Source organism: Pseudomonas serbiensis, from assembly GCF_030580745.1.
Taxonomy (GTDB): domain Bacteria; phylum Pseudomonadota; class Gammaproteobacteria; order Pseudomonadales; family Pseudomonadaceae; genus Aquipseudomonas; species Aquipseudomonas serbiensis.
Map to the genome: position 1 here is coordinate 184,366 of NZ_JAUQOO010000007.1, position 14,920 is coordinate 199,285.

The 14,920-nt window shown below is 58.5% G+C and carries 10 protein-coding genes; all 10 read right to left on the bottom strand.

What is annotated here, in order from left to right; translation table 11 throughout:
- Positions 1 to 148 precede the first annotated feature (148 nt).
- The gene (locus Q6A51_RS11625; RefSeq protein WP_201018315.1) at positions 149 to 1,567 is read right to left on the bottom strand and encodes an FAD-dependent oxidoreductase; all 1,419 of its coding nucleotides are present in this window, start codon (positions 1,565 to 1,567) and stop codon (positions 149 to 151) included.
- A 121-nt stretch (positions 1,568 to 1,688) separates the two neighbouring features.
- Positions 1,689 to 6,134 carry a glutamate synthase large subunit gene (gltB, locus tag Q6A51_RS11630; RefSeq protein ID WP_304574850.1) on the bottom strand — a complete coding sequence of 1,482 codons (4,446 nt, stop codon included), beginning with the start codon at positions 6,132 to 6,134 and terminating at the stop codon, positions 1,689 to 1,691.
- A gap of 358 nt (positions 6,135 to 6,492) precedes the next feature.
- On the bottom strand, positions 6,493 to 8,127 hold the full coding sequence (locus Q6A51_RS11635) for an AAA family ATPase (protein ID WP_304574851.1): 1,635 nt from the start codon (positions 8,125 to 8,127) through the stop codon (positions 6,493 to 6,495).
- Positions 8,128 to 8,137: 10 nt separating this feature from the next.
- A complete protein-coding gene (gene aroB, locus Q6A51_RS11640; RefSeq protein WP_201001476.1) occupies positions 8,138 to 9,241 on the bottom strand; it encodes a 3-dehydroquinate synthase in 1,104 nt (367 codons plus the stop codon).
- 115 nt (positions 9,242 to 9,356) lie between these two features.
- Entirely contained in the window at positions 9,357 to 9,875 is a 519-nt protein-coding gene (gene aroK / locus Q6A51_RS11645; RefSeq protein ID WP_095067284.1) for a shikimate kinase AroK, read from the bottom strand.
- Positions 9,876 to 9,879: 4 nt separating this feature from the next.
- Positions 9,880 to 11,979 (bottom strand): type IV pilus secretin PilQ, encoded by a 2,100-nt coding sequence (gene pilQ, locus Q6A51_RS11650; protein ID WP_201001475.1) that lies wholly within the window; start codon positions 11,977 to 11,979, stop codon positions 9,880 to 9,882.
- Between the two features lie 47 nt (positions 11,980 to 12,026).
- Positions 12,027 to 12,554, bottom strand: a complete 528-nt coding sequence (gene pilP, locus Q6A51_RS11655; RefSeq protein ID WP_201018319.1) for a type 4a pilus biogenesis lipoprotein PilP — start codon at positions 12,552 to 12,554, stop codon at positions 12,027 to 12,029.
- The gene (pilO, locus tag Q6A51_RS11660) at positions 12,551 to 13,174 is read right to left on the bottom strand and encodes a type 4a pilus biogenesis protein PilO (protein WP_201001472.1); all 624 of its coding nucleotides are present in this window, start codon (positions 13,172 to 13,174) and stop codon (positions 12,551 to 12,553) included. The genes pilP and pilO overlap by 4 nt, the downstream gene beginning before the upstream one ends.
- Positions 13,171 to 13,746, bottom strand: a complete 576-nt coding sequence (locus Q6A51_RS11665) for a PilN domain-containing protein (protein WP_201001471.1) — start codon at positions 13,744 to 13,746, stop codon at positions 13,171 to 13,173. The genes pilO and Q6A51_RS11665 overlap by 4 nt, the downstream gene beginning before the upstream one ends.
- Positions 13,746 to 14,810 (bottom strand): pilus assembly protein PilM, encoded by a 1,065-nt coding sequence (locus Q6A51_RS11670; protein WP_201001470.1) that lies wholly within the window; start codon positions 14,808 to 14,810, stop codon positions 13,746 to 13,748. The genes Q6A51_RS11665 and Q6A51_RS11670 overlap by 1 nt, the downstream gene beginning before the upstream one ends.
- Between the last annotated feature and the right edge of the window lie 110 nt (positions 14,811 to 14,920).

The following is a 14,920-nucleotide window of genomic DNA, read 5'->3' on the forward strand; positions in this document are numbered from 1 at the left end:
AAGGCACGGCAAGAGCCGTTTCTTTTCTCTATTGGGGTGATCAGCTTTAAGCTGCAAGCTTTAAGCGGCAAGCTAGAAGCAGAAAAGCCTGCCTTTGCTTACCGCTTGTAGCTTGTAGCTTGTAGCTTACAACTTGAAGCTGCCGCCATCAGACGCCCAGATAATCCAGAATCCCTTCAGCCGCATTACGGCCTTCAAAGATTGCGGTGACCACGAGGTCGGAGCCGCGCACCATGTCGCCGCCCGCGAAGATTTTCGGGTTGCTGGTCTGGTGCTTGAATTTCGCCTGTTCCGGGGCAATAACGCGGCCCTGGCTGTCGGTGTTGATGCCGAACTGCTCGAACCATGGCGCCGGGCTTGGACGGAAACCGAAAGCGATGACCACGGCATCTGCCGGGATGATTTCTTCGGAGCCCGGAATCGGCTCAGGGCTGCGGCGACCGCGGGCGTCAGGCTCGCCAAGGCGAGTCTCGACCACTTTCACACCTTCAACCTTGCCGTCACCAACGATGGCGATTGGCTGGCGGTTGTAGAGGAACTTCACGCCCTCTTCCTTGGCGTTCTTCACTTCCTTGCGCGAACCCGGCATGTTTTCTTCGTCGCGACGATAAGCGCAAGTCACCGATTTGGCGCCCTGACGGATCGACGTACGGTTGCAGTCCATCGCGGTGTCACCACCGCCCAGAACCACAACTTTCTTGCCTTTCATGTCGACGAAATCTTCCGGCGACTTCTCGAAGCCCAGATTGCGGTTGACGTTGGCAATCAGGAAGTCGAGCGCATCGTGTACGCCCGGCAGCTCTTCACCGGCAAAACCGCCCTTCATGTAGGTGTAGGTTCCCATACCCATGAACACGGCATCGAACTCTTCAAGCAGTTGATCGACGGTGACGTCCTTGCCGACTTCGGTATTGAGGCGGAACTCGATACCCATGCCGGTGAACACTTCACGGCGATTGCTCAATACGCTTTTCTCAAGCTTGAACTCGGGAATACCGAAGGTCAGCAGACCGCCGATTTCCGGGTTCTTGTCGAAGACCACCGGCGTCACGCCGCCACGTACCAGAACATCGGCACAACCCAGGCCAGCCGGGCCTGCGCCGATGATCGCGACGCGCTTGCCGGTCGGCACGACGCGGGACATGTCCGGACGCCAGCCCATGGCGAACGCCGTGTCGGTGATGTACTTCTCGACCGAACCGATGGTGACGGCACCAAAACCGTCATTGAGGGTGCAGGCACCCTCGCACAGACGGTCTTGCGGACATACGCGGCCGCAGACTTCCGGCAGGGTATTGGTCTGGTGCGACAGCTCGGCGGCCGCCAGGATATTGCCTTCGGACACCAGTTTCAGCCAGTTGGGGATGAAGTTGTGTACCGGGCACTTCCACTCGCAATACGGGTTACCGCAACCAAGGCAACGGTGAGCCTGATCGGCCGACTGCTGGGGCTTGAAAGGTTCGTAGATCTCCACGAACTCTTTCTTGCGCTGGCGCAGCAGCTTCTTCTTCGGATCTTTACGCCCGACATCGATGAACTGGAAGTCGTTACTGAGACGTTCAGCCATACTCTGGAACCTCTACACGGCAGCCTCAAGCTACAAGCCTGAAGCTGCAAGAATCATGATCGCAGGCAATTCGCGCACTGCTGTTAACTTGCGGCTTGAAACTTGCCGCTTGCAGCTACGTTTATTGCGGATTCGCCCGGGTGCTGGAGAGCAGCGATTTCAGGTTGGCAGCCTTGGGCTTGACCAGCCAGAAACGGCGCAGGTAGTCGTCCAGGTTTTCAGCCAGGTTACGACCCCACTCGCTGTCGGTTTCGGCGACATACTCGTTCAGCACGCTTTGCAGGTGAGTGCGATAAGCCTCCATCGCCTCGCCGCTGATGCGCTGAATCTCGACCAGCTCATGGTTGACCTGGTCAACGAAGGTGTTGTCCTGGTCGAGCACGTAAGCAAAACCGCCAGTCATGCCGGAACCGAAGTTGTAGCCGGTCTTGCCCAGCACGCAGACGAAACCGCCAGTCATGTATTCGCAGCAGTGGTCGCCAGTGCCTTCCACGACTGCATGAGCACCCGAGTTACGCACAGCAAAACGCTCACCCGCAGTACCAGCGGCGAACAGCTTGCCGCCAGTCGCGCCGTACAGACAGGTGTTGCCCACGATGGCGCTTTCGTTGGTCTTGAACGGGCTGCCTTTAGGCGGAACGATCACCAGCTTGCCAGCGGTCATGCCTTTGCCGACGTAGTCGTTGGCATCGCCTTCCAGGTACATGTTCAGGCCACCGGCGTTCCACACACCGAAACTCTGCCCGGCAGTGCCTTTGAAACGGAAAGTGATCGGTGCCTTGTTCATGCCCTGGTTGCCGTGCAGCTTGGCGATTTCACCGGAAATCCGCGCGCCAATGGAACGGTCGCAGTTGCAGATATCCAGCTCGAACTCACCGCCACTCAGGGATTCGATAGCCGGCTTGGCCATCTCCACCATTTTCTCGGCCAGCAGGCCCTTGTCGAACGGCGGGTTGCGGTCCACAAGGCTGAACTGCGGCTTGTCGGCAGGCACGTGGTCGCTGCCCAGCAGAGGCGTCAGGTCCAGATGCTGCTGCTTCTCGGTTTCGCCCGGCAGGATGTCCAGCAGGTCGGTACGACCGATCAGTTCTTCCAGGGAACGCACGCCCAGCTTGGCGAGCCATTCACGGGTTTCTTCAGCCACGTACGTGAAGAAGTTGATCACCATATCGACGGTGCCGATGTAGTGGTCCTTGCGCAGTTTGTCGTTCTGGGTCGCTACGCCGGTGGCGCAGTTGTTCAGGTGGCAGATACGCAGGTATTTGCAGCCAAGAGCGATCATCGGCGCAGTACCGAAGCCGAAGCTTTCAGCACCGAGGATGGCGGCCTTGATCACGTCCAGACCGGTTTTCAGACCACCGTCGGTCTGTACCCGGACCTTACCGCGCAGGTCGTTGCCACGCAGGGTCTGGTGAGTCTCGGCCAGGCCAAGCTCCCACGGCGCACCGGCGTACTTGATCGAAGTCAGAGGCGAAGCGCCTGTGCCGCCGTCGTAGCCGGAAATGGTGATCAGGTCGGCATAGGCCTTGGCCACGCCAGCGGCGATAGTACCAACGCCTGCCTCTGCTACCAGCTTGACCGAAACCAGCGCCGACGGGTTGACCTGTTTCAGGTCGAAAATCAGCTGCGACAAGTCTTCGATGGAATAGATGTCGTGGTGCGGCGGAGGCGAGATCAGGGTCACGCCCGGTACGGCATAGCGCAGTTTGGCGATCAGGCCGTTGACCTTGCCGCCCGGCAGTTGCCCGCCTTCACCCGGCTTGGCGCCTTGAGCGACCTTGATCTGCAACACATCGGCATTGACCAGATATTCAGGCGTCACGCCGAAACGGCCAGTGGCGATCTGCTTGATCTTGGAGCTGCGGATGGTGCCGTAGCGCGACGGATCTTCGCCGCCCTCACCGGAGTTGGAGCGAGCGCCCAGGCGGTTCATCGCCTCGGCAAGTGCTTCGTGAGCTTCCGGCGACAGCGCGCCGAGGGAAATCCCGGCAGAGTCGAAACGCTTGAGGATATCGCTCAGCGGCTCGACTTCGTCGATGCTCAGCGGCTGGTCGAGGGTCTTGACCTGGAACAGGTCGCGAATCATCGACACCGGACGCTTGTCCACCAGCGTGGTGTATTCCTTGAACTTGCTGTAGTCGCCCTGCTGCACGGCAGCTTGCAGGGTGCTGACCACGTCCGGGTTGTAGGCGTGGTACTCGCCACCGAATACGAACTTGAGCAGGCCACCTTGCTGAATCGGCTTGCGCGGGCTCCAGGCTTCGGCAGCCAGAGCCTTCTGTTCGGCTTCGATATCGACAAAACGGGCGCCTTTCAGGCGGCTAGGTACGCCACGGAAGCTGACGTCGCAGACTTCCTCGGACAGGCCGATGGCCTCGAACAGTTGCGCGCCACGGTATGACGCAACGGTCGAGATACCCATCTTCGACAGAATCTTGAGCAGGCCCTTGGTGATGCCTTTGCGGTAGTTCTTGAAGACTTCGTAAAGGTCACCCAGCACTTCACCGGTACGGATCAGGTCGCCCAGCACTTCATAGGCCAGGAACGGATAGACCGCCGAAGCACCGAAACCGATCAGCACGGCAAAGTGGTGCGGGTCACGGGCCGTTGCGGTTTCGACCAGGATGTTACTGTCGCAACGCAGCCCTTTTTCGGTCAGACGGTGGTGAACCGCGCCGACCGCCAGGGAAGCGTGAGCAGGCAGTTTGCCTGGAGCGATATGACGGTCGCTCAGCACCAGCAGTGTGCGACCGGCACGTACGGCTTCTTCAGCCTGATCGGCGATGTTGCGAATCGCCGCTTCCAGACCGATGTTTTCGTCGTAGTTCAGGTCGATGATGTGACGCTCGAAGCCTGGACGCTCCAGGTTCATCAGCGAACGCCACTTGGCCGGGGAAATGACCGGCGAGCTGAGAATCACACGCGAGGCATGCTCAGGCGACTCCTGGAAGATGTTGCGCTCGGCACCGAGGCAGATTTCCAGCGACATGACGATGGCTTCACGCAGCGGGTCGATCGGCGGGTTGGTCACCTGCGCGAACTGCTGGCGGAAGTAGTCGAATGGCGAACGCACACGACGCGACAGCACAGCCATTGGCGTGTCGTCACCCATGGAGCCGACCGCTTCCTGGCCCTGCTCGCCCAGCGGGCGCAGTACCTGATCACGCTCTTCAAACGTGACCTGATACATCTTCATGTATTGCTTGAGCTGGTCACTGTTATAGAAAGCCGAACCGTGGTCGTTGTCTTCCATGGTCGCCTGAATGCGCAGAGCGTTCTTGCGCAGCCATTGCTTGTACGGATGACGCGACTTCAAGCGGTTGTCGATGGCGTCGGTGTTGAGGATCTGACCGGTTTCGGTATCCACCGCGAAAATCTGCCCTGGACCGACACGGCCCTTGGCAATGACGTCTTCAGGCTTGTAGTCCCATACGCCGATTTCCGACGCCAGGGTGATGTAGCCGTTCTTCGTCGTGACCCAGCGAGCCGGACGCAGACCGTTACGGTCGAGCAGGCAGACCGCATGGCGACCTTCGGTCATCACGACGCCGGCCGGACCATCCCACGGCTCCATGTGCATGGAGTTGTACTCATAGAACGCCCGCAGATCGGGGTCCATGGTTTCGACGTTCTGCCACGCTGGCGGAATGATCATCCGCACACCACGGAACAGGTCGATACCACCGGTGACCATCAGTTCAAGCATGTTGTCCATGCTCGACGAGTCGGAACCGACACGGTTGACCAGCGGGCCGAGTTCTTCCAGATCCATCAGATCGTTGGTGAACTTGGTGCGACGCGCCTGTGCCCAGTTACGGTTGCCGGTGATGGTGTTGATCTCGCCGTTGTGGGCGAGGAAGCGGAACGGCTGCGCCAGCGGCCATTTCGGCAGGGTGTTGGTCGAGAAGCGCTGGTGGAACACGCAGATCGCGGTTTGCAGGCGCTCGTCGCTCAGGTCCGGGAAGAATGCCGTCAGGTCGCGCGGCATCATCAGACCTTTATAGATGATGGTCTTGTGCGAAAAGCTGCAGACGTAATGGTCGGCATCAGCGGCGTTGGCCACCGACGAACGGCGACGCGCACTGAACAGCTTGATAGCGAATTCCTGATCGCTCAGGCCTTCACCACCGATGAATACCTGTTCGATCTTGGGCAGACGTTCGAGAGCGAGACGGCCCAATACGCTGGTATCGACCGGCACCTTACGCCAGCCGACCAGAGTCAGGCCTTCGGCGAGGATTTCGCGATTCATGTTCTCGCGAGCGATATCGGCCTTGGCGTCGTCCTGATTGAGGAACACCATGCCCACGGCATATTGGCGGGGCAGATCGGCCCCAAAGTGATCCTTGGCGACAGCGCGCAGGAATGCATCGGGCTTCTGAATCAACAGACCACAACCGTCACCGGTCTTGCCGTCGGCGTTGATACCGCCACGGTGGGTCATGCAGGTCAGGGCCTGGATAGCCGTCTGCAACAGGTGATGACTGGGCTCGCCCTGCATATGAGCGATCAGGCCAAAGCCACAGTTATCCTTGAATTCATCTGGTTGGTATAGACCTGCTTTCATAGACACTTTCTCACCAGGCTGCCTCTATGCGAGGCATATTTCTTTTCAATTCAATCAATTACCTGTCACGTCGAACGTACGCCGACTTTGGAGAGGCAAAACGGAGGTCATTGTACACAGCGACACAAAGGCCCACAAATTTAACGGCGAAAAGCCGAAAATTAATGTCGCATTTATGAAGGTTTTATAGGCGGACACCGTGCTAGTCAAAGTATTTTTCAATATTCTGACCGAAGCGACCGAAACGTCATGGCGTTTGTAACGCAGACACCGCAAGGCGCGCCGCCCAAAAACGGCGCGTCCAGGCAGGTAAAATCAGGGTTGCCGGGTGAGCGGCCTGGATAAGGCCGCTGCGACTTCAGCGAGTGGCGCCCAGCTCCTGTTGGATGCTGGCGACAGTACGGGGCCAAGGTTTACCAGCCTGAACCTTGGCTGGCAAGACTTTGATGGCTGCAAGGGCAGCAGCGCGGTCTGCAAAATTACCGTATGTCACTACATACAGGGGCTTGCCCTGCAATGTTTTCTTGAAGTACCGGTACTCGCCACCTTGCTCGGCAACATAGGCCTGGGCTGTCGCTTCCGAGCTGGTGCCCAGGATCTGCACGACATAATGCCCCGGCGCCTGACCGCTGTACCAGTTACCGCCAGCAGCCGGTTTGGCAGCGGCAGCGGCTGGTTTTTCAGCAGGCTTGGCAGCAGGAGCAGCCGGTGCCGGCTTGGCCGTTGCGACCTGAGTCGGCGCTGCGGCTGGCGCAGGAGCAGGCGTAGGCCTGGCTGCCGGTGCCACAGGCGTTGCAGCCACAGGAGCCGGAATGGAAGAACGAGGCACCGCACCGGCCTGTGCGCCCGCAGGAGGCGCAGTAGTGGTGACAGTGGCAGGCTGGGCTGGCGAGCCCATTGGCACTGCATCCTCGTCGCTGTCACCAGCACCTGCCGCTTCGGCCAGAGGGCCGCGCATCACAGGCTGCGAATTACCCACCAACGGCAGAGGCATCGGCTGCGAGTTACCTGCGAACTCGATTGCCGGACCACCATTATTGGATTGTTGATTCGCTGGCGTGCCCTGTCCCAGCGGCAATTGCGCCTGGGCCGGAGCATTGGCTGGCGCGGCAGCCTTGTCGCCACGGCCAGGGATCAGCACTGCGGCTGCCACTGCGACCACGACAACTGCGCCCAGGGCCAGTACGTGTTTTTTCGGCATGTTGAACCCCACACTTGGGCGTTTGACCGCAGTACGACTAGCGATCATCGCCTCGATCATTGAATCGCGGGCAACCTGGTTGATATTCCCAGGCCAGCCATCGGACTGCTCATGGATATCGGTAATCTGCTCGGCAGTGAACAACGCGATTCCTTGCCCTGCACCTTCCAGACGTTGAGCCAGATATTCCCGGGTTTCTTCTTCGGTATAAGGTTGCAACTCAATGACATGAAAGCGCTCGCCTTCGACATCACCCTGCAGGTCGGCGCACAGTTGATCGAGACGGTCGATCAGCGACGGCTCGCCAAACAGGAACACATGCGGACGCCCTTCCGGCGTGCCTGCGGCCAGCCCCAGCAACGCTTCGAGCGCCGAATCGCCAAGTTGTTCCGCATCGTCGACCAGCAAATAGACTTCCTGACCGGTCAGCGCGAGTTGCACGACCTGCGCCAGAATCGCCTGCATTTCGGCCTGGGCGACAATCAGCGCCTGCGCGACCTGCTGCAGTACACCTGCCGCATCACTGGCGCCACGCGCCGAAATGACCACACTCTGCACTGACTGCTTGTTGGTGCTGGCCACCAGAGCCTGACGCAGCAGGGTCTTGCCACTGCCCTGAGGGCCGGTCACTGCAAGCAGCAACTGGCTATAGCGGGCCAGATGATGGAGCTGACCCAGCACCGACTTGCGCTGGGCAGGGAAAAATTTGAAGCCAGGTACCCGCGCTGCAAAGGGGTCATGACTCAACTGATAATGGCCGAGGAAAGCCTCGTCGGCATGCAAACTAGTCATGGGTTTTCCGTTAACCTCTAAGCTGATCCACCAGGGCGCGGTAATCCGCAACCAAAGTGGCCTGTAGTACTTCTTTTGGATAATCGTCCGTGATAACCGCTTCACCCATCTGACGCAGAAGCACCAGACGCAGGCGACCATCGATCACTTTCTTGTCGATCGCCATGTGCTCAAGGAAATCGCTTTCCGTCATGTCCTGCGGCGGCACAACCGGCAAACCGGCACGCTGGAACAGGCGAATACCGCGATCGCGCTCCTGGGTAGTGATCCAGCCAAGACGCGAAGACATTTCCAGGGCCATGACCGTACCGGCGGCAACCGCCTCGCCATGCAGCCAGACACCATAGCCCATATGCGTTTCGATGGCGTGGCCGAAAGTGTGACCCAGGTTCAAGGTTGCCCTTACACCGGACTCGCGCTCATCGGCACCGACCACCAGCGCCTTGGCGGCGCACGAACGCTCGATGGCGATGGTCAGGGCTTTCTGGTCAAGACCACGCAACCGGTCGACATGATCTTCCAGCCAGGTCAGGAAGGGCTCGTCGCAGATCAGGCCGTACTTGATGACTTCAGCCAGCCCCGCGGACAGTTCACGCTCGGGCAGGGTGTTGAGGGTGGTGGTATCGATCAGCACGACGCCCGGCTGATAGAAAGCACCCACCATGTTCTTGCCCAGCGGGTGGTTGATGCCGGTCTTGCCACCCACCGACGAGTCCACCTGGGACAGCAGGGTGGTCGGGATCTGGATGAAGTTCACGCCGCGCTGATAGCAGGCGGCAGCAAACCCGGCCATGTCGCCGATCACACCGCCACCGAGGGCGATCACTGTCGTGCGGCGATCATGCCGTGCCGTGAGCAGGCCATCGAAGATGGTTTGCAGGGTTTCCCAGTTCTTGAACGCCTCGCCATCGGGAAGCACCACTGACACAACGTTGTAGCCCACCAGGGTGCGCGTCAATCGCTCGAGATAAAGAGGAGCCACCGTGGTATTGGAGACGATAGCTACCTGCCGCCCGACGATATGCGGGATCAGAAGCTCCGGCTTGTCCAGAAGGCCTTCGCCAATATGAATCGGGTAGCTACGCTCACCAAGCTCGACCTTAAGTGTCTGCATGTGTCCCCACATTGATTACCGATTGGGCATTGCGCATGTTTTTTCGTGCGCCAGGACAGCAAATGACTGTCGCTGTTTTGATGGTCGCCGAGGATAGCGCATTTTCGTCTGCGCTTTAACGGGGAGGAAGCTCTGCCAGGCGGGCAAGTATGTCAAGAACGACCATACGAGGTGGCCGTTCATCGGTTTCAACCACCAGATCGGCGATTTCCCGATACAGCGGGTCACGAATGGCCAGCAACTCGCCCAACACACGAGCCGGATCGGCGGTGCGCAGCAATGGGCGATTACGGTCACGTGCGGTGCGTCCGACCTGCTGCTCGACCGACGCATGCAGATACACCACGCGCCCACCGGCATGCAGTGCCTGACGGTTTTCGCTGCGCATGACGGCTCCGCCGCCCGTCGCCAGAACGACGCCATCGGCTTCACACAACTCCGCAATCATCGCCTGCTCGCGGTCACGAAAGCCCGGTTCGCCTTCCTTGTCGAAAATCCACGGAATATTTGCACCCGAGCGCAGCTCGATTTCCTTGTCGGAATCCTTGAACGGTAGACGCAGCTCTTTGGCAAGCAAACGGCCGATGGTGCTTTTACCAGCCCCCATCGGCCCTACAAGTATTAAATTTCGCACAGAATCAACGACTCACAGCAATCGCCTGGTTGTTCATGATACGCGGAGTCAGAAATACCAACAGCTCGGATTTCGCTTCTGACACCGTATCTCGACGGAAAAGGCGGCCAAGATACGGTACATCGCCAAGAAATGGCACTTTCTCTACAACTTTACTTTGCGTATTGGAGAACACGCCACCGATCACGATGGTCTCGCCATCGGAAACCAGCACCTTGGCGTTGACCTCGTTTTTCCTGATCGGAGGCACGCCGAGCACCGCATTGAGGTAATCCGGCTCATCCTTGGTGACCTTGACCTCCATGATGATGCGGTTATCCGGCGTGATCTGCGGCGTCACCTCCAGCGACAGGGACGCCTCCTTGAAACTCACGGTTGTCGCGCCGCTGGAGCTGGATTCCTGGTAAGGGATTTCCGTACCCTTGAGGATCTTGGCGGTTTCCTTGTCGGAAGTGACCACCTTCGGCTGAGAGACGATTTCACCGTTGCCGGTCTTCTCCATCGCGCTCAGTTCAAGATCGAGCAAGGTGTTGTTGGTGACGAAGGCGATCCCGATACCGGAGGTCGCATCGGCAGCGCCCAGGTCGACGAACGGCGTGTTGGCACTCAGGTCAGAGCCGGTATTGCCCGCTTCGTCGCCGTTATCGTCCAGGCCGTAGGTATTCCAGTTGCCGCTGCCGACCTTGGTTCCACCCCAACGCACACCCAGCGCCTTGTCATAATCGACGTTGGCCTCAACGATGCGTGCTTCGATCATTACCTGACGCACAGGAATATCCAGTTGAGACACGATACGGCGCAGTTCGTCGAGCCGGTCCTGGGTCTGGTAGGCAATGATGTTGTTGGTGCGCTCATCCACAGTGATCGAACCACGCTCGTCGGCTTTCGACTCGACGCTGGTCACTGACTGGAACAGCTTGGCGATATCCGCCGCCTTGGCGTAGTTGACCTGCAAAAGCTCGCGACGCAACGGCGCCAGCTCGGAAATCTGCTTGAGGGATTCCAGCTCCTGACGCTCACGGGCGGCAATCTCATCGGCTGGCGCAACCAGAAGAACACTGCCGACCTTGCGCTTGTCCAGCCCCTTGGTCTTGAGCACCAGATCCAGCGCCTGATCCCACGGCACGTTCTGCAGGCGCAGAGTAATACCGCCCTGAACCGTGTCGCTGGCCACCAGATTCAGGTTGGTGAAGTCGGCAATCAATTGCAGCACCGAGCGCACATCGATGTCCTGGAAGTTCAGCGACAGCTTTTCACCGGTGTAGACCGGTTTGTCGGCGGCACGGCGATCCAGGTCTTCATTGGTCAGAGGGCGCACGCTGATGGTCAGCTTGTTTTCGGTCTGGTAGGCCGAGTAATCGAAGGCTCCCGAAGGCTCGATGCTGATACTCGCCTTGTCGCCGGAAGTCGTGGCACTCACGAACTGCACAGGCGTGGCGAAATCCTTGACGTCCAGCCTGACCCGCAACGGCTCAGGCAACTGGGTCTTGGCGAAATCGACACGAATCTTGCCGCCCTGCTCCTGGATATCAGGAGAAATGCCCGGGCTGCTCAGATCGATGACCACATTGCCTTCGCCCAGCTCACCGCGCTGGAAGTCGATATTCTTGATGGCTTTCACGCCAGCCGGCACGTAAGGCCGGGCGGCTGCCGGAGCGGGTGCCGGGACCGCGACTCGCGGTGTTCCCATGGCCGTGCTCGGCTGGGAGGACTGCGCAGCGGCAGCGCCCTGGCCGACGACCACGAACAGGTTGTTGCCTTCGACACGCGAGCTGTAGGGCGACAGCGTCGTCATGTTGATGATGACGCGCGTACGATCCTGGGCCTGGACCACCACGACACTGCGCGCATTGCCCGATCCCAGATCACGACTCTTGGTAGCCAACTGACTGGTCACACCCGGCAGATCCAGCGCGATGCGTGCTGGCTGCTCGGTGGTATAGCCGCGCGGCGCAGGAACCGGAGAATCGAAGGAAAGCTTCAGTTCGATCCGGTCACCCGGCAAGGCTGCGACATCCAGCGTTTTGAGATTGGCTGCCTGGAGAACCGGCGAAAGCATCGCTATCCCTAGCGAAACGCCGATAATCGAGAGAATCCTGATCATGATGAATTTCCGTTGTGCGGTGTTATGCATGCTTGGCCTTGCCCACTTCATGAGCGTTCTTTGAGGGAAATACTGCGTGGCCTTTCAAGCCAGGCCCCCTCTCCATCAGGAACTATTTCAATGACATCGACCTGCGCATCGCTGACCGACACAATCCGGCCGTTATTGCGGCCCAGATAATCGCCCACTTTCACGCGATGAACGCCTCCGGCGCCGCGCAACAAGGCGAATGTACCCGATTCGTTGCCAATGGTTCCGACCATCTCGAACGATTCGATATTGAACCCCTCAAGAAACTGTTTGACCCGCGTCTCATCAGGCTTGACCAGCCGCGAGCCTTTCTGGCGATTGAGCAGGTCGATCTTCACCGGAGGCTGGAACGGACTGCGCAGATTGGCCGCGTTATAAGTAAAGGTTTCATAGGGCCGGAACTTGGGCAATGGATCGATATTGCCTGAAGGACGCGCCTTGACCTCATTGACGAAGGTGCTGAGGTCCGCGAACTCCTGATCGTTATCACAGCCGGCGAGCCCCATCACAAGCATACTGACGCACAACAGTCGCGCCGCCCTCATTTCTTCAGCCCTTCATCGTTGTAGCGGTAAGTCTTGGCCAGAATGTTCATGCGCAGCTTGGTCTGGGATTTCGGATCGACCGGCTTTATCTCAAAATCATGCAGCGTCACGATACGCGGCAGGCTGGCAACGCCACTGACGAACGTCGCAAGGTCGTGATAGCCGCCCACGACAGTGATCTGAATCGGCAATTCGATGTAGAACTGCTGGACAACCTCGGGCAACAGCTTGATTTCCTCGAACTCCAGACCGCTTCCAAGCCCCGTGCGCGTAATGTCTTCGAGCAGACCCGGCACTTCGGTATCGCTGGGCAATTGCCGCAGCAATGCACCGAAGGTGTTTTCCATCTCCGTCATCTGCTTCTTGTAAGGCTCCAGATTCGCGGCCTGGAAGGCCTTGGTCGACACCTGTTCGCGCAGCATCAGCTCGTTGGCCTGAGCCACTTCGAGCCGGGTTTCCAGTTCCTGGATGAAAAAGAAATAACCCAGCGCAAATACCAGCAGCATCACCAATACACCGGAGATAGCCTTGACTGCGGCAGGCCAGGAGCCCAGGTTGTTGAGGTCCAGATCGTTGATGTCGACCTTGCGAAGCCCTTCCAGCCATTCGGAAAAATTCATGGCTTGGCTCCTTCAACAACGACAGCAGCAGGCTGGGTCTGACGTACGGTCAACTGAAAGACGTTGGCCTGATCCACCGCGCCGGCCGTGGTCGCCTTGACCTCGGTCAGGCTTGGCGACTCCAGCCAGTCGGAAGCGTCCAGGTTACGCATCAGGTCCGAAACCCGGTTGTTCGACTCGGCAGCTCCGCTGATCGAAATCAATTTGTCGGTCATTTTGACATCTGAAAAATAAACGCCATCCGGCAAGGTCCGCGCCAGTTGATCGAACATCCGGCCAATGATCGGGCGATTGCCCTGCAAGTCCTGAATGATCTTCATCCGCTCCAGCAACTGTTTGCGCCGGGCTTTCAGGTCGCTGATTTCCTTGATGCGGATATCGAGCTGGGCAATTTCCTTCTGGATGAATGCGTTACGCGACTCCTGATAGGTGATCGAATTACTGACGTAACGATCAATCAGAAACAGGGTACCTACCGAGAAAACCAGCACACCGACCAGCGCGGTCAGGAAGCGTTTCTTGCGCTCTTCGCGAAGCTCTTCACGCCACGGTAAAAGGTTGATCCGTGCCATTAGTCGAAGCTCCTCAAGGCCAGACCGCAGGCGATCATCAAGGCAGGAGCATCACTGGCCAGGGCACCGGCGTTGACCTTGGAACTCAGAGCCATGTCGGCAAAAGGGTTGGCGACCATGGTCGGTGTCCCAAGACGTTTCTGGATCAAATGTTCAAGCCCTGGAATGGAAGCCGTACCGCCTGCCAACATGATGTAATCCACGGTGTTGTACTGACCGGCAGCAAAGAAAAACTGCAGCGAGCGCGAAACCTGCTGCACCAGGGCATCCTTGAAAGGGTTCAACACTTCACTGACGTAATCGTCGGACAGCCCGCCCTGCTTCTTCGCAAGACCCGCCTCTTCCATGGACAGGCCATAGCGACGCTGGATTTCCTCAGTCAGTTGCCGACCGCCGAACAGTTGCTCGCGTGTATAGATGATACGCCCGTGATGCAGGACGCTGAGGGTGGTCATGGTCGCGCCGATGTCCACCACAGCCACCGTCAGTTGATCGTGACCATTGCCCAGTTGTGCAGACAGCAGACCGAAAGAACGCTCCAGCGCATAAGCCTCTACATCGACGACACGGGCCGTCAGCCCGGCCAGCGCCAATGCAGCCTCACGCACTTCCACGTTTTCCTTTCGGCAGGCAGCCAGAAGCACTTCGACACGCTCGGGGTTGCGCGCCGAATAGCCCTGGACTTCAAAATCGATGGCGACTTCTTCGAGGGGGTAAGGAATGTACTGGTCAGCTTCAAGCTTGAGCTGGTTTTCCATATCGTCATCGGACAGACCGGCGTCCATCTCGATGGTCTTGGTGATGACCGCCGATCCTGCAACGGCGACCGCCACTATTTTGGCGCTCGTCTTGGCCTTGACCAGCACACGAGACAACGCATGGCCGACACCTTCAAGTTCGGCAATGTTCTTTTCGACTACGGCATTGGCCGGCAGCGGTTCGACCGCATAAGACTCGACCTTGTAACGAGTGCCGGAACGACTCAACTCAAGGAGTTTTACCGAGGTAGAGCTAATATCGATCCCTAGAAGGGTGTTGGCCTTCTTACCGAAGAGTTCGAACACAACCTGATTCCTATGAGTTTTCCGCCACTTACGGAGTAATTTTTGGTCAACGTCACTGTCAACAGCCTTGACAGTAGCGCAAATCACGCTTGGAGACGAAAAATGCTTAT